Below are 14,692 nucleotides of genomic sequence, written 5' to 3'. Positions count from 1 at the left end.
AGCCGTCAGGGACGAGTGCCCGAACGGCGGGGCGAACCCCCGCTCGCCGAAGGGCACTCCCATGCCGCGCGTCCTCGAAACCGTCCTGTGCACGACCACCCTCCTCACCGCGACCGCCGCGTCGGCCACGGCCGCATCGCCGGCCTTCGCCGTCCCGGCCGTTCCGGTCGGCGCGGCGCCCGGCTCCCCCGGGAGCTGCTCCCGTGCCTATCTGCCGCTGCCCGATCCCGGCTGTCAGCCCGGTGCGGTCAATCCGGACGTCACGCAGGAGACGATCGGCTCGACGATCTGCGTGGCCGGGTGGACCAGGACCGTACGGCCGCCGGTGTCGTACACGAACGCGCTCAAAGTGCGGCAGATCGCCGAGTACGGCTACCCCGACACGAACCCCGCGCACTACGAGGAGGACCACCTGGTCCCGCTGGAGCTCGGCGGGGCGCCGCGGGATCCGCGCAACCTGTGGCCGGAGCCCCGGTACGACGCCGGCGGGGGCACCGCCGCCGACAAGGACGAGGTCGAGAACGCGCTGCGGAAGAAGGTGTGCGCCGGCCTGATGCCGCTCGCCGCCGCTCGTACGATCATGGCCGTGGACTGGAGGAGGGGCCGGAGCGCGGCAGCGACGCGCTGAGGACCCGCCGCGCCTCCGTGAGCGACGGCCCGTACCACTCCAGGTGCCGCCCGCTCACCAGGGCCACCGGCACGTCCGGGAACATCTCCGGCCCGTCCGTGGCGGAGAAGGCGTACGGCTCGTCCGGCAGGACGACCAGGCCCGGCCGCCGGTTCAGCATCTCCGCGACGGACACCTTCGGATACCGCTCGTCGGCGTGCTCGTACGCGTTGGCGACGCCGAGCCGCGCGAGGAGATCGCCGGCGAAGGTCTCCCGGCCGAGCACCATCCAGGGCCGCCGCCAGATCGGGACCACCGCCGTCACGCCGGGCGGCGGGGGCTCGCCGAGCACGTCGGCCCACACCGTACGGGCCTCGGTGAGCCATCCGGGCGGGTCCTGCCCGCAGGCGGCGAGCATCCGCCCGAGGCTGGTCAGCGCCTCCGGGAGGGTACGGATCACGGTCACCCAGACGGGCACGCCCGCGGCGCGCAGCGCGTCGAGGTCGGCCGGGCGGTTCTCCTCGAAGTTGGCCACGACGAGGTCCGGCGCCAGCCCGGCGATCCGGCGTACGTCGGGGTTCTTGGTGCCGCCGACGCGTACGACCCCGAGGTCCGGCGGCTGGACGCACCAGTCGGTGGCGCCCACCAGCAGACCCGGAGCCGTACGCGCGATCGCCTCGGTGAGGGACGGCACGAGCGACACGACACGGCGCACGTCCCGGGCGGGCCGGAACGGGACGCCGAGGTCGTCGAGCATCGACGGCCTCAGATGTCGGTGACCCGCAGGCCCGCGTGCGCCTTGTAGCGCCGGTTGATGGAGATCAGGTTGGCGGTCAGCGCCTCGACCTGGTGGGCGTTGCGGAGCCGCCCGCCGTAGACGCCGCGCACGCCGCCGATCCGGCCGGCGAGGGCCTGCACCGTGTTGGTGGCCTCCCGGACCTCGCCCAGGACGAGGACGTCGAGGTCGATCTCGTCGACGGCCGGGTCGAGGAGGGTCACGGCCGAGACGTGGTGGAACGCCGCGACGACGGTGCTGTCGGGCAGGACGGCCGCGGCCTGCTGGGCGGCGCTGCCCTCCTCGACGGGCAGCGCGTAGGCGCCCTGCTTGTCGAAGCCGAGCGGGTTGACGCAGTCGACCACGATCTTGCCGGCCAGTTCGTCCCGGAGGGACTCCAGGAGCGCCTTGTGGCCGTCGTACGGCACGGCCACGATGACGAGGTCGGCCTCGCGGGCGACGACGGCGTTCTCCGCGCCTCTGACGCGCAGACCGTCCCCGAGGCCGTCGGCGGCCTCCTGGGCGCGTTCGGCCTTGCGCGACCCGATGATCACCTCATGGCCGGCGAGGGCGAACCGGCGCGCCAGCCCCTTGCCCTGGTCGCCGGTGCCGCCGAGGATGCCGATGGAAAGACCGCTGACGTCCGGCAGATCCGCCTGCTGAGTGCTCATAGTGGATGATCCTGCCAGGCCGCCTCAGGACCGCGCCGCGCCGGGTACCGCGGCCATCGCGGCGCCGATGATGCCCGCGTCGTTGTGCAGCTCGGCCGGGACGACCGGGGTCCGTACGTCGGCCAGGAGGGGCAGGAAGCGGTCGGCCTTCTTGCTGACGCCACCGCCCAGGATGATCAGCGACGGCCACAGCAGGTCCTCGATCCGCCCCAGGTACTCCGACAGCCGCTTCGCCCAGTCGTGCCAGCTCCAGTCGTGGACCTCCCGGGCGTGGGCGGAGGCCCGCCGCTCGGCGTCCTTGCCGCGGATCTCGATGTGCCCGAGCTCGGTGTTCGGCACGAGCGTCCCGTCGAGGAACAGGGCGCTGCCGACGCCGGTGCCGAGCGTCAGCATGAGGACCGTGCCCGCCCGGCCGCGTCCCACGCCGAAGGTCATCTCCGCGACCCCGGCGGCGTCGGCGTCGTTGAGCAGCGTCACCGGCGCCCCGCTCGCCTCCGCGAACAGGTCGCGCGCGGCCAGGTCGATCCACGCGTCCCCGAGGTTGGCCGCCGTACGGACGACGCCGTCGGTGACCACGCCGGGGAAGGTGACGCCCACCGGTCCCGTCCAGCCGAAGTGCGAGACGATCTCGGCGACGACCCGCGCCACCTCCCGGGGCGGCGCGCCCTCCGGGGTGGGCAGGCGCAGCCGGTCCCGGGTGAACTCACCCTTGTCCACGTCGACCGGCGCGCCCTTGATGCCGGACCCGCCGATGTCGACCCCGAGTATCTCCATGCGGCAATACCTACCTGAGATCCTTCGCGGCTAACAAAGTGCACGTGATCCGACGGTCCGTACGGCACGATGGGGGCCATGGACGCGAGTCAGGTGGCGGCTCTGCGGGAGCTGCTCGCGACGACCGGCTGGCCGGAGCGCACACGGGAGTTCGCCTGGGCGTTGCGGTCGTCCACCCGGACCCCGGGCGGCCTGCTGGTCTTCGGCCCGCCCGATGACGAGCCGTGGCACCTGGCCGCGCACCTGGACGACGAGAGCCGGCTCGGCGGCCTGCCCGAGCTGGCGCCCACGCTGGTGCGCTGGGAGCCGCCGCCGGGCGCCCCGCCGCACCTGCGGGTCGGGCTGGAGCGCCTGGAGGCGGCCCGGCGCGGCGAGACGCTCATCGTCGTGTCCGAGGACGAGTCGCCCGCGCCGCTGCTGGAGCGGGTGGACGACGCGCGCCGCATCGGCGCGACGATCTTCGCGGTGGACACCGGCGACCGTGAGCTGGAGGGCCTCGCGCACGAGGCGCTGACGGTGCCGTCCGACGACCGGCTCGTGTCGTTCGACGCCGCCCAGCACCTCGTCAGCGCCGCCGCCGGGGAGCCGGTGCCCAGGCGCGGCCTGCGCGACCGCCTGGCACGGCTCCTGGAGACGATCAGCGGCCCCGCCGTCCCCTGACGCCCTAGAAGTCGTCGTCCTGGCGCCGCCACTGCTCGTTGCGCTCGGCGGCCCGCTGCAACGCGTGGGCCGCCTCCTCCTCACTGGCGTAGGGGCCCATCCGGTCCCGGTCCGGGCACCCGGGGCCGTGCTCGACCCGCTGGTGCTTGAGGCAGAAGAACCACTTTCCCTCGTCACTCATCGCGACCTCCGATCATGGTGTCATCTGTGCCCCGGCTGGCTGACTACACTCCAACAGCATGACGACGCAACTCCGCCCCGGTCACGTCTCCCCGATGCGCAAGGTGCCGTCGGACATCCCCCGGCCGGAGTACGTCGGCAAGAAGGTGCCGCGGACCGGGGAGCCGGACGTCAAGACGCCCGAGATCATCGAGAGGATGCGGGTGGCGGGGCGGATCGCCGCGCAGGCGCTCGAGGAGGTCGGCAAGCGCATCCAGCCGGGCGTGACGACCGACGAGCTCGACCGGATCGGGCACGAGTTCATGCTCGACCACGGCGCGTACCCCTCGACGCTGGGCTACCGCGGGTTCCCCAAGTCGCTGTGCACCTCGCTGAACGAGGTGATCTGCCACGGCATCCCCGATGACACGGTCGTCCGCGAGGGCGACATCATCAACATCGACATCACCGCGTTCAAGGACGGCGTGCACGGCGACACCGACGCGACGTTCCTGGTGGGTGAGGTGGACGAGGAGTCCCGTCTGCTGGTGGAGCGCACCCGCGAGGCGATGATGCGCGGCATCAAGGCCGTCCGCCCGGGCCGGCAGCTCAACGTCATCGGCCGGGTCATCGAGTCCTACGCCAAGAGGTTCGGCTACGGCGTGGTGCGCGACTTCACCGGGCACGGCATCGGCACGACGTTCCACTCCGGGCTGATCGTGCCGCACTACGACGACCCGCACGCGACGACGGTCATCGAGTCGGGCATGACGTTCACCATCGAGCCGATGCTGACGCTGGGCACGATCGACTACGAGATCTGGCCGGACCGCTGGACGGTCGTCACCAAGGACCGCAAGCGCACCGCGCAGTTCGAGCACACGATCCTCGTCACCGACAGCGGCACGGAGATCCTCACGCTCCCGTGAGATAGGCCGGTTCCTCGCGGGTACGTACCGCGCCGTGGCCGACAGACTCGGGACTTACCGCCAGAAACGCGACGCGAGCCGTACGCCGGAGCCGGTTCCGGGCGAGGGGCCACTCCCCCGGGGCGACGACGACACGTTCGTGGTCCAGGAGCACCACGCGCGGCGGCTGCACTGGGACTTCCGGCTCGAACGCGACGGCGTGCTCGTCTCCTGGGCGCTGCCGAAGGGCCTGCCGGACGACCCGCGGACCAACCACCTCGCCGTGCACACCGAGGACCATCCGCTGGAGTACGCCTCCTTCGCCGGGGAGATCCCGAAGGGCGAGTACGGCGGCGGCCGGGTGACCATCTGGGACCGCGGCACGTACGAGACGGAGAAGTGGACCGACCGCGAGGTCAAGGTGGTCCTGCGCGGGAACCGCGTCTCAGGCCGGTACGTGCTGTTTCCGACCAACGGCGATAACTGGATGATCCACCGCATGGATCCGCCGGTCGACCCGGACGCGGCGCCGATGCCCGAGCGGATCGACCCGGTACGGCCGGAGCGGCGGGAGCGCCTCCCCCGGCGCGCGGACGCGTACGGCTTCGAGTTCGCGTGGGGCGGACGCCGGCTGGTCGTGTTCTCCGACCGCGGTACGACGCGCGCCCTCGACGGCGACGGAAGGGCCGCGAAGGCCCCGTCCGGCCTCGGGGAGTCGCTCTCCGCCCACCGGGTCGTCCTGGACGGCGAGGTCACCGACCTCGAGGGGCGCGAGACCTACCTGGTCTTCGACCTGCTCTACCTCGACGGCCGCCCGCTCGTCGACGAGCCGTACCGGCGACGGCGGGAACTTCTCGAGGGGCTGGGCCTCGCCGGGCCCCGATGGCAGACCGCGCCCCGCTTCGACGACGGTGCGGCGGTACGGGCCGCGGCTCACGAGCAGGGCCTGCCGGGCGTCGTCGCCAAGCGTCTCGACGCGCCGTACGACCAGGAGAGGGCCGACTGGCGTCTCATCCCGGTCCGGGAATCCTGACGCCCCGAACCGCCGCCTCGGCGCCCCGCGGGGACCCGCCATCGCCGCCCTGACGCCGCGGACCTCTTCGTGCCGGCCCGCGCCGCCGCGCCCGTCGAGACGCCGGCCTCCCACGTCGCCTCCCGGGTACGGGGGACGGGCCCGCGGGCCACGGTGGTGTCGCGTCGATCACGGGAACCGTCCCGGCGCGTCGCGCGTCCGTACCCCTCGAAGCGGGTTACAGTCCGCGCGTGGCAACAGAGCGGGTGATCTTCACATGATGGGCCATACGCATGCGCTGGCGGGGGCCGCGGCCTGGCTCGGGACCGTGCCCTTCCTGACCGACTACGGGATGCGGATGACCCCCGGTCAGATCGCGGCCGGGGCGGTCGTGTGCGCCGGGGCGGCGCTGCTGCCCGACCTCGACCACCACGACGGCACGATCGCCAACACGTTCGGGCCGGTCACCCGCGCCCTGTGCCGCGCCATCTCGGCGGTGTCCGGCGGCCACCGGCATGCCACCCACTCGCTGCTGTTCTGCGTCGCCATGGCCCTCGGCGCCGACTGGCTGTCGGAACACGTCGTCCAGGCGTGGTGGGTGATGCTGTTCCTGATCATCGGCCTGGGCCTGCGCGGCATCGGGATCCGCGTCCCGGAACGCGAGCACTTCGACGCGCTGCTCAACGCCGCGATCGCCGGCGGCCTGACCTTCCTGATGGCCGGGATGCACTTCGCCGGGCCGGGCATCGGCGGGCACGGGTTCACGCTGGGGTGGGCCGGGTTCGCGGTCGGGCTCGGCTGCCTCGCGCACGTCGTCACCGACAGCATCACGCCGCAGGGCTGCCCCGTCTTCTGGCCCATCCCCTGGCGGCTCGCGATCCCGCTGGTGGGCCACACCAACGGCGCGGTGGAGAAGTGGGTGGTCACGCCGCTGCTCACGCTCGGCATCGTGATCCTCGGTGTCCGCTCGTCGGCCGGGTCCTTCGCCGCGCACTGGCTCGAATATCACGGCGGCTGATCGACGCTTACTCGGCGGTACTTCCCCGTACCCGGCGGGCCGTGCCGCTTTACCCGGCCGACCTGCTGGGAAGAGCAGTGATGTGGGACACATGACGCGATGTGGCGTCACCATGACCACTGCGCTCGTCCTGATCGCCGGGTGCGGGGGCGGCGACGCGAACAACACGAACACGGCCGCGACGGCGCCCGCGCCGCCGGGCCAGGGTGGCGGGCTGCGGCTCGAGCAGGACTACGAACGGGTCGTCAAGGCGGTGCTCCCCTCCGTCGTGCAGATCGACACCGACACCGGGCTCGGGTCCGGGGTCATCTACGACAACAAGGGCGACATCGTCACCAACTCGCACGTCGTCGCCGGGGCCAACCGGTTGCGGGTGACCACCGCGACCGGCAAGAAGGCGCTCCCCGCGACGCTCGTCGGCCAGTACGCCCCGGACGACCTGGCCGTCGTCCGGGTGAACGAGGCGGCGTCGCTGCGGCCCGCGCGGTTCGGCGACTCCAGCCGCCTGTCGGTGGGCGAGATCGTGCTGGCGATGGGCAACCCGCTCGGTCTGTCGGGCAGCGTGACCAGCGGCATCATCTCCGCGGTGGGCCGCACGGTCTCCTCTCCGCGCGAGGGCGCGTTCCCCGGCGCGACCATCTCGGGCGCCGTACAGACCAGCGCGCCGATCAACCCGGGCAACAGCGGCGGCGCGCTCGTGACGCTGGAGAACGAGGTCATCGGCATCCCGGCGCTGGCCGCCTCCGACCCGCAGATCGGCGGCGCGGCGGCGGGGATCGGGTTCGCGATCCCGAGCAACACGGTGAAGTTGATCGCCGACCAGCTGATCAGGTCGGGCCGGGTGACCAACTCCGGCCGGGCCGCGCTCGGCATCACGGTCCGGGACGTCGCCGATCTGTCGGGCAACGTCGTCGGCGTCGGCGTGGTGTCGGTGACGAGGGACGGTCCCGCCGACCGGGCCGGGATCCGGCCCAACGACATCATCGTGTCGGTCAACGGCACGAAGACGCCGAGCACCTCCGACCTGTCCGACGTCCTCGCCGGCCTCAAACCCGGACAGACCGTCCCGATGGTGGTCCAGCACCCCGACGGCAGCAAGACCACCGTCCAGATCGCGCTCGGCCAGTTGCCCGGTTAGCCGGACCCCTGACTGACCCTCACCGGCCGCCCTGGTACGACGGCCACCACCTATTTCCGGAAGTCGATGCGGTCGCGGCTGAAGTCGAGGGTGACGCTGCTGAAGTGGCGGAGCTCGTCCGAGCCGAGCAGCCCCGCCACGCCCATGTTCAGGTCGACCACCGCCAGCGACGTCGCCCGGAGCGGAACACCGCCGAGCGTCCAGCGCCGCACCTTGACGATCGGGACCATCCCGCTGCCCGTGACGCCCTGGACGCGGTGCTCCTGCCCGGTGCGCGGCAACGCCAGCCGCTGGACGAGGCTGCGGTCGACGGAGGAGTTCGACGACCCGGTGTCCAGGACGAACTCGTACGGCCCCATGCCGTTGACCCGGATCGGGACGAAGACGAGGGTGCCGCCGCCGTTGCGGACGACCCGCATGGGCAGCGAGAAGCTCTGGTCGGTGTCCGACGGAAGGGGCACGCCCAACGAGCCGGGCGCCGATCCGACCGGTGACGTCCGCGTCCGAGCGGAGGCGACCGGCGTCCCGACGCTCAGGTCGGTGGTCGGCCGGGCGTGTGTCTCGGCGCAGCCGACGGCCATCGGCAGCGCGCAGGCCAGCAGCAACAGCCCGGTGATCATCGTGCGGGACACAGGAACGGACGTTCCCGCCGCCGGGCCGGCTAACCGTGCCGGCCGCCCGGCAGTGCGCCTCCGATAACGATGCCCCCCGCACGGGGCGGGGGGCATCACCTAGCCGGCCCTGGCCGGCTACTGCTGCCCGGAGTCCTTCTCGATGACCGCCAGCTCCACGCAGTTGCCGGTATTGCCGCTGCGGCTGCTCTTGCGCCAGGTGGCGTCCTTCACGCCCATTTCTCCTCCATCACCCTGCGGATCAACTCCCTCGACGCACCCACGGGGAGGGCACACGACCGTATCGCGTCATACCGGTTCGAGAGTATTTGGATGTCCGCAGTCTCCTCCGTGGTCATGCCTCGAACTGGGTTCTCCATGTACGCCAGCTCGCTGCGATCCTGGAGAGTAGCGAGTACGAACGCCCCCTCGGTGGCGTCTGGGGGAACGGGGCCAGGGACGATCTGAACATTGATGTGCTCAGCGGAGATGTCCATCAGGTGCTGTAGCTGCTCACGCATGATCTCGGCGCCGCCGATCTCGTGATGGAGAACCTGCTCCAGCATGACGACGGTCAGCCGTGGTGGCGGCGGGTCGTCTCTCAGTAGCACGGCTTGCCGGCGCAGTCGCGCAGCGACCGCCTCCTTGTTCCCCTTGAAGAGGACGGAGGCGTAGGACTCGGTCTGAAGCAGTCCGTAGACGACGACAGACTCGAAGGCGCTCAGTGTGACCGACTCGACCTCGACCACTGGCCAGTCGAACCACACGGGGAACGCCGAGTCGAGGACGAGGTCATCCCAGAGGTTCTGGAGTGTCCCCCGGCCGTCGAGGATTTCGTCCAGCCTCTCAGCGATGGCCCGGTCGCAGCGGCCCTCGCCGCGCTCGATCTTGCCGATGTGCGAGCCGGAGATCGGGATTTTCGCTGCGAGCTGGTCTTGGGACATGCCTGCGGCCGTCCGGAGCTTCCTAACGGTCCCTCCGAATGCCTTCAGCGACTTCGGCCGGCCCCGTACTGACGACATCACCACTCCCGTCCGCCTCTGGACCACTGACGACAACCGGCCAGGCGGCGACTGACAATCGGTAGCCGTCTGGAGTGCGGTTGTCACCGTAAGTATCCACGAAACGGAGGCGATGGGGCCAGCCCGGAAACGACACGGATCGGCGAGGTTTTCAGCGAAAGACGAGGAACCGTTATGACGGCCCTACCGGTAGAGGACTGGACGTCCCCGGATCGATTTACGCTCGATATGCATGCATGTCCGGAAAACGTCTACTTGGTCCGCAACCTCGTAGACCAGGCCGTCGAATCGTGGGGGCTGAAGACCCTACGTGACATCGGTCGGCTGATCCTCACCGAGCTGGCGACCAATGCCGCCCGCCAGTATCCGGGGGCCTTGGTCAATGTCTGGGTTCATCGGCCGCGCGGCGCGTCCGTCATCGAGCTGGGTGTCTGGGACCACGACGCCACGACGATGCCGCACATCGTCAACCCCCTTGACGCCGACGAGACGGGCCGCGGGCTCTTCCTGATCCACTGCATGACCAACGGACGGCTGCACTGGCAGGCATCCCCGCACCGGGGAAAGGTCGTCTGGGCGCAGTGCGGGCCATGAGACTCCCCGCCGGGGCCGTGAACGTATCTTGTACTACGAGGCCCGTGTGGCCCGCCGCCGTGGGCCGACTCAGCCCGCGAGGGCCCGTACGCGCTCGATGACGGGGGCGAACTCCTCGAGGAACGGCGCGTGCACCGTGTAGTAGGTGAAGCCGTACCGCTCGCGGTCGCGCAGGATCCGCTCGGCCATCTCCTCGACGGTGCCGATCAGAACGAACGGCGTGTCGAGGACCTCCTCGGCGCTCAACGCCCCGCCGTACCGGGCGCTGAGCTCCTCGGCCGCGGCCCGGCGATCGTCGGTCCGCCGCACCATCTGCACCAGGGTCTGCCACTCGATCCGGTCGGCCCGCGCACCGGCGCGCTCGCGGGCGTACCGTACGCGCTCGTCCGTCTCGGCCGCCGTGGCAAGGCGCAAGGTGCCCGGCGGCCGCCCCTTGACCTGCAGCGTCCCGGCGATCCCGACGATGTCGGCGCGTTCGGCCGCGATCCGCAGGGTCCGGTCCCCCATGCCGCCGATCAGCAGCGGCGGCCCGGATCCGGCGAAGCCCCGCCGCTGCGCCGGCGCCAGCACCGGCAAGCCGTAGGACTCGCGCAGCGCGGCCTGCCGCTCGTAGCCGCCCGCGGCGAACAGCCGGGTCAGCTCGTCGACGGTCGCCTCGAGACGGTCGGCGCGGGCGCCGAACGGCTCCCATGCGATGCCGGCCTCGTCGAACTCCCACTTGACGTACCCCGCGCCGAGCCCGACCTCCAGCCGGCCGTCGGTGAGGAGGTCGGTGGTGGCCACCTCCCGGGCGAGCAGCGCAGGATTCCAGAAGGGGGCGTTCAGCACGAGGGTGCCGACCCGGAGCCGCCGGGTCGCCGCGGCCGCCGCGACGAGCGTCGGGAAGGGCGCGGGCACCCCGAGATGGTCGGCGGCGAAGACGGTGTCGTAGCCGAGGCGCTCGGCCTCCCGGCAGCGCTCGGCGAGCTCCGCGTGCGACGACATGCCGAGAAGGACGAAGGAGAACCGGAAGTCACCCATGACGGTCAGCCTTCCCCCACGACGGCGTGCGGCACAGGGGTCTCCGCGCTCGGCGAAACCGCCGAAGCCGCCGGGACCGTCACTCCTGGCTGTGCGCCCGCTTGTCGAGGGACGCCAGATAGGCGTTGTAGTCGGCCAGTTCGTCGTTCTCCTTGCGCGCCGCCGCCCGGTCGGCGCGGCGCTCTTCGCGGCGCGCCAGGCGCTGGTCCGCCATGAACCACTGGAACACGATCGCGAGCAGGACGATGAACGTCGGGATCTCCCCGAACGCCCACGCGATCCCCCCGCCGGTCTGCTGGTCGACGAGGATCGACGGCCCCCACGACCGGTGCAGCGAGTTGTACCAGCCCGCGGCGATCGGCTGCCCGAGCTCCATCAGCGCGATGCCGAAGAAGGCGTGGAACGGCATGGTGACGAACAGCAGGAGGATCCGGGCGATGTACGGCAGCCGGCGCGGCGTCGGGTCGACCCCGATCAGCACCCAGAAGAACAGGGTGCCGGCCGCCATGAAGTGCACGAGCATCGCCAGGTGGCCGACGTGGGCGCGCATGAGGTAGCCGAACAGCGGCGTGAAGTACAGCGCGTACGTGCTGCCCATGAAGATGACCGTGGCGACGGCCGGGTGGCCGACGAACCTGGCCGCCCGGCTCTTCAGCATCGCCGCCAGCCACTCGCGCGGGCCGCGGTCGCCGCGGATGGCGGCCGGCTTCAGCGCGCGCAGCGCCAGCGTCACCGGGGCGCCGAGCACGAGGAAGATCGGGGTGAGCATGGACAGCGTCATGTGCTGCACCATGTGCACGCTGAACAGCACCGGCGCGTAGGTCGCGACGCCGGTCATCGTCACCGCGACCACGGTGACCAGGCCGACGAACCAGGAGACGGTCCGGGTCACGGGCCACCGGTCGCCGCGCCGGCGCAGCCGGGAGACGCCGGCGAGGTACAGGCCGCCCAGCACGACGACGAGGACGCCGAAGAACAGGTCCGGCCGCCACATGGTCGCCAGCCGGCCGAGGGTGATCGGCGGCGGCATGTCGAAGCCGAGGAGGCTGCGGATCGGCGACTCTTCGGCGGAGGGCGCGGGCGGGGCGGTCCGGGCGAGCGCGACGGCGACGCCCATCGTGGCGGCCATCACGAAGGCCTCGGCGGCGAGGAGCCGCACCAGCGGCCACGGCGGACGCACGATCGGCGGCCGCGCGTACCCCTTGGGGTTGTGCGCCATGACGGCGGGCAGCGTGCGTTCGCGGTGCAGCCATCCGGCGGCGCCGAGGAGGACGAACAGCACCACCTTGGCGAGGACCAGCCGGCCGTAGTCGCTGGTGAACAGCTGGGCGGGGGTCGGCAGCCGGGAGATGGCGTTCGCGACGCCGCTGACGCCGACCGCGACGAAGCACCACAGCGCCATCCGGCTGAACCGGTGGGCGGCCACGCCGAGATGGTCGCCGTCGTGGACGGCGTGCCAGGCGAGGACCAGCAGGCCGCCGACCCAGGGCGCGAGCGCGACGACGTGCATGGCCAGCCCGCTGATCGCCAGCTCGTGGTTGGGCGAGGTCGCCGAGTGCCCGGTGAGCGGCGGCGGCAGCAGGGCGGCGAGGGCGACGACGAGCAGGCCCGCCGCGCTGCCGAGCGTGGCCGCGGTCCGGGTCAGCAGAGCGATCATCGCGGCCAGCAGGACGACGATCATCAGCGCGGTGCCCTGCGGGAGCTGCCCGACGTAGCTGGACAGCTCGTTGCCGCCGGCGACCGTGCCGACCGGCTCGCCGAGGATGTCGGAGACCGTGAAGATCAGCGTGGCGGCCGCGCCGGCCGCCCAGACCGCGGCGATCCAGGACGTCGCCCGCACGTACCGCACGGCCTGAGGGTCCATGACGCCCTTGGCCGAGGGCAGCAGGGCGACGGCGCACAGCAGGGTCCCGACGGTCAGCGCGCCCCCGACGTCCATGGCCAGCCGGGCGACCGGCAGCCCCCACCGGGTCAGCGCGCCGGCGTCCGCGAGCCCACTGATCACCTTCTCGCGGACCGCGCCACCGGCCACCAGCGCGATCAGGAGGGCGGCGAGGCTGGTGAGGCCGACGAGTGCCGCCGCGGCGTACGGCCGGTGCCTACGCACGGGAGACCGGCCGCCGAAGGAGGAGGACGGCTGCGCGCGGCGCGCCGGCATGGGCGTCGGCGGCACCGGGGCGGTGCGCGAACGAAAGGATCATCATGGCGAGGCGGTCGTCTCTCCGGGTCGGCGGATCTCCCGGGGTCGCTCACCGCTCGGGCGGGCGCGGCCTGCGGTCTCCTCGGCCGTCCGCCCGCTCGCCGGGAGCGCTCCCCGGACCTCCTCAGCTTATTCACCGTCGGGGGACGCGGTGCGGCGGATCGGCGTTCAGAGGGCGCGCCCGACCGCCGTCACAGGCCCGCGCAGGTCAGCGCCTGCCGGTACGCGTCGGCCCGCTGCTGCGGGGACCCGGCGTCCGACAGCAGCTCGGCGAGCCGGAACCAGCCCTGCGCCGCCTCACGGGAAGGGCCGATCTCCCCGAGGCACGCCATCGCACGGTCCAGGGTCGCCGTGGCCTCCTCCCGCCGGCTGAGCCGCGACGTGGCCTCGGCGAGCGCGATCAGGGCGCCGGCGGTGGCCGGCCGGGCCTCGTTGCCGAGGAGCTCGAGCGCCTCGTTCGCCCGTTCGGCGGCCCGCCGCGGCTCGCCCATCGCCAGCTCCGCGCGGGAGAGCTGGGTCAGGCACCAGGCGATGTCGACGTCGGCCGCTCCGGTCGCGGTCCGCTCGTGGAGGGCGCGTTCGAGCTCGTCACGGGCGCGCGCCGCGTCCTGCGGCCGGGCCAGCAGCATGAGGGTGGCGTACTCCCCCCGCAACCGGCTGGAGTCGCGCAGGTCGGCGACCTCGCCCAAGAGGGCGAGCGCCCGCTCCCCGTACGTCACGGCCGCTTCGAAGTCCGCCTTGTGCTGGGCCACCAGGGCGGCCTCCCAGTAGGCGGCCATCCGGGCGACCGGACTGCCCGTCGCCTCGGCGCGCTCGACCAGCCGGTCGGTGAGCTGCCGCGCGCTGACCAGGTCGCCCCGTTCGAGGTAGACGCCGACGAGGGTGGCGCCGAGCTTGACCGTCTCGTCGCTCCACGGCCCCTGTTTCGCGGTGACCCGCGCGAACGCGCGCTCGGCCACGGCCGCGCTCTCCGTCAGGTCGCCGTTGTCCCAGTGGCAGCGGGCGGCCGCGACGTTCACGCGGATCCACTCGTCGGTGTCGTACTCCGGCGACAGGGCCGACCCGAGGGCGGCGAACTCGCGGAGGGCCTCCTCGATCGCGCCGGCCGCCTCGAGGGCGAGAGCGTGTCCCCAGCGCGCCCGGCGCGCCGGCTCGGGCAGGCTGCTGAGCGCCGGGTCGGCGAGCAACTCCGCGAAGCGGTCCCGCGCCTCGGTCGCCCGGCCGCCCCGCAGCGCGGTCTCGGCCTGGTCGAGCGTCGTCTGCAGCCGGTCCTGGGTGGCCTCGTCGATGCCGCTGGAGAGGTAGGACGCCGAGCAGCCGAGCTTGCGGGCCAGGAGCCGTACGACCTCCGGGGTGGGGGTGCGCTTTCCACTCTCGATCAGGGAGACGTAGCTGTCGGACAGCTCAGGGAGAGCCAGTTGCGCCTGCGAAAGGCCCTTACGCATCCGTGCCCAGCGGATCCGTTGCCCGAGCGATTGGTGACTGTCCACATTGACCCACTTTTACCGAAACAATCAACAGAG

General features: G+C 72.2%; 17 protein-coding genes. 7 read left to right on the top strand and 10 right to left on the bottom strand.

Going from position 1 to position 14,692, the window contains the following annotated elements; all coding sequences use genetic code 11:
* Nucleotides 1–61 precede the first annotated feature (61 nt).
* Nucleotides 62–628, top strand: a complete 567-nt coding sequence (locus tag AB0K82_RS29760; RefSeq protein WP_364403348.1) for a hypothetical protein — start codon at nt 62–64, stop codon at nt 626–628.
* Here the strand turns inward: AB0K82_RS29760 and AB0K82_RS29755 are convergent.
* From AB0K82_RS29755 to ppgK, 3 genes are read right to left on the bottom strand one after another with little or no spacing between them, the layout of a single operon-like run.
* Complete coding sequence (locus AB0K82_RS29755; protein ID WP_364403345.1) at nt 579–1,364, bottom strand: helical backbone metal receptor; 786 nt, start codon at nt 1,362–1,364, stop codon at nt 579–581. The two genes, AB0K82_RS29760 and AB0K82_RS29755, sit on opposite strands and share 50 nt — an antisense overlap.
* Nucleotides 1,365–1,372: 8 nt before the next feature.
* On the bottom strand, nt 1,373–2,053 hold the full coding sequence (gene npdG, locus AB0K82_RS29750) for an NADPH-dependent F420 reductase (protein WP_364403343.1): 681 nt from the start codon (nt 2,051–2,053) through the stop codon (nt 1,373–1,375).
* A 24-nt stretch (nt 2,054–2,077) separates the two neighbouring features.
* Entirely contained in the window at nt 2,078–2,827 is a 750-nt protein-coding gene (gene ppgK / locus AB0K82_RS29745; protein WP_364403340.1) for a polyphosphate--glucose phosphotransferase, read from the bottom strand.
* Between the two features lie 78 nt (nt 2,828–2,905).
* Here ppgK and AB0K82_RS29740 point away from each other — a divergent pair, with 78 nt between their 5' ends.
* The gene (locus AB0K82_RS29740; RefSeq protein WP_364403337.1) at nt 2,906–3,487 is read left to right on the top strand and encodes a hypothetical protein; all 582 of its coding nucleotides are present in this window, start codon (nt 2,906–2,908) and stop codon (nt 3,485–3,487) included.
* A gap of 4 nt (nt 3,488–3,491) precedes the next feature.
* Here AB0K82_RS29740 and AB0K82_RS29735 read toward each other — a convergent pair whose 3' ends face one another.
* Complete coding sequence (locus AB0K82_RS29735; protein WP_345363775.1) at nt 3,492–3,668, bottom strand: hypothetical protein; 177 nt, start codon at nt 3,666–3,668, stop codon at nt 3,492–3,494.
* A gap of 58 nt (nt 3,669–3,726) precedes the next feature.
* Between AB0K82_RS29735 and map the strand changes: the two genes are divergently transcribed.
* The 4 genes from map (at nt 3,727) to AB0K82_RS29715 (ending at nt 7,722) form a co-directional block, all read left to right on the top strand.
* Nucleotides 3,727–4,575, top strand: coding sequence for a type I methionyl aminopeptidase (gene map / locus AB0K82_RS29730; RefSeq protein ID WP_364403334.1), 849 nt, complete (start codon nt 3,727–3,729; stop codon nt 4,573–4,575).
* A 34-nt stretch (nt 4,576–4,609) separates the two neighbouring features.
* The gene (locus tag AB0K82_RS29725) at nt 4,610–5,587 is read left to right on the top strand and encodes a DNA polymerase ligase N-terminal domain-containing protein (protein ID WP_364403331.1); all 978 of its coding nucleotides are present in this window, start codon (nt 4,610–4,612) and stop codon (nt 5,585–5,587) included.
* Between the two features lie 259 nt (nt 5,588–5,846).
* Nucleotides 5,847–6,584, top strand: coding sequence for a metal-dependent hydrolase (locus AB0K82_RS29720; protein WP_364403328.1), 738 nt, complete (start codon nt 5,847–5,849; stop codon nt 6,582–6,584).
* A 112-nt stretch (nt 6,585–6,696) separates the two neighbouring features.
* Entirely contained in the window at nt 6,697–7,722 is a 1,026-nt protein-coding gene (locus tag AB0K82_RS29715; RefSeq protein ID WP_364403325.1) for a trypsin-like peptidase domain-containing protein, read from the top strand.
* A gap of 50 nt (nt 7,723–7,772) precedes the next feature.
* On the opposite strand, the gene AB0K82_RS29710 is transcribed toward AB0K82_RS29715, so the two are convergent.
* From AB0K82_RS29710 to AB0K82_RS29700, 3 genes are all read right to left on the bottom strand, one after another.
* The gene (locus AB0K82_RS29710; RefSeq protein WP_364403323.1) at nt 7,773–8,354 is read right to left on the bottom strand and encodes a retropepsin-like aspartic protease; all 582 of its coding nucleotides are present in this window, start codon (nt 8,352–8,354) and stop codon (nt 7,773–7,775) included.
* A 117-nt stretch (nt 8,355–8,471) separates the two neighbouring features.
* On the bottom strand, nt 8,472–8,567 hold the full coding sequence (locus tag AB0K82_RS29705) for a DUF397 domain-containing protein (protein ID WP_364403320.1): 96 nt from the start codon (nt 8,565–8,567) through the stop codon (nt 8,472–8,474).
* Complete coding sequence (locus AB0K82_RS29700) at nt 8,564–9,355, bottom strand: helix-turn-helix transcriptional regulator (protein ID WP_364403317.1); 792 nt, start codon at nt 9,353–9,355, stop codon at nt 8,564–8,566. Before AB0K82_RS29700 ends, AB0K82_RS29705 begins: the two co-directional genes overlap by 4 nt.
* 174 nt (nt 9,356–9,529) lie before the next feature.
* On the opposite strand from AB0K82_RS29700, the gene AB0K82_RS29695 reads away from it, so the two are divergent.
* Nucleotides 9,530–9,949 carry an ATP-binding protein gene (locus AB0K82_RS29695; RefSeq protein WP_364403314.1) on the top strand — a complete coding sequence of 140 codons (420 nt, stop codon included), beginning with the start codon at nt 9,530–9,532 and terminating at the stop codon, nt 9,947–9,949.
* Between the two features lie 69 nt (nt 9,950–10,018).
* On the opposite strand, the gene AB0K82_RS29690 is transcribed toward AB0K82_RS29695, so the two are convergent.
* From AB0K82_RS29690 to AB0K82_RS29680, 3 genes are all read right to left on the bottom strand, one after another.
* Nucleotides 10,019–10,969, bottom strand: coding sequence for a TIGR03621 family F420-dependent LLM class oxidoreductase (locus AB0K82_RS29690; RefSeq protein ID WP_364403311.1), 951 nt, complete (start codon nt 10,967–10,969; stop codon nt 10,019–10,021).
* A gap of 79 nt (nt 10,970–11,048) precedes the next feature.
* On the bottom strand, nt 11,049–13,076 hold the full coding sequence (locus AB0K82_RS29685) for a cytochrome c oxidase assembly protein (RefSeq protein WP_364403308.1): 2,028 nt from the start codon (nt 13,074–13,076) through the stop codon (nt 11,049–11,051).
* A gap of 284 nt (nt 13,077–13,360) precedes the next feature.
* Nucleotides 13,361–14,659 carry a helix-turn-helix transcriptional regulator gene (locus AB0K82_RS29680; RefSeq protein WP_364403305.1) on the bottom strand — a complete coding sequence of 433 codons (1,299 nt, stop codon included), beginning with the start codon at nt 14,657–14,659 and terminating at the stop codon, nt 13,361–13,363.
* Nucleotides 14,660–14,692: the final 33 nt, after the last annotated feature.

Origin of the sequence: Actinoallomurus sp. NPDC052274 (genome assembly GCF_040679475.1) — a bacterium.
In the GTDB taxonomy this organism is placed as follows: domain Bacteria; phylum Actinomycetota; class Actinomycetes; order Streptosporangiales; family Streptosporangiaceae; genus Actinoallomurus; species Actinoallomurus liliacearum.
The sequence above is the reverse complement of the archived record's forward strand: the minus strand, read 5'-3'. Positions and strand labels throughout refer to the sequence as shown.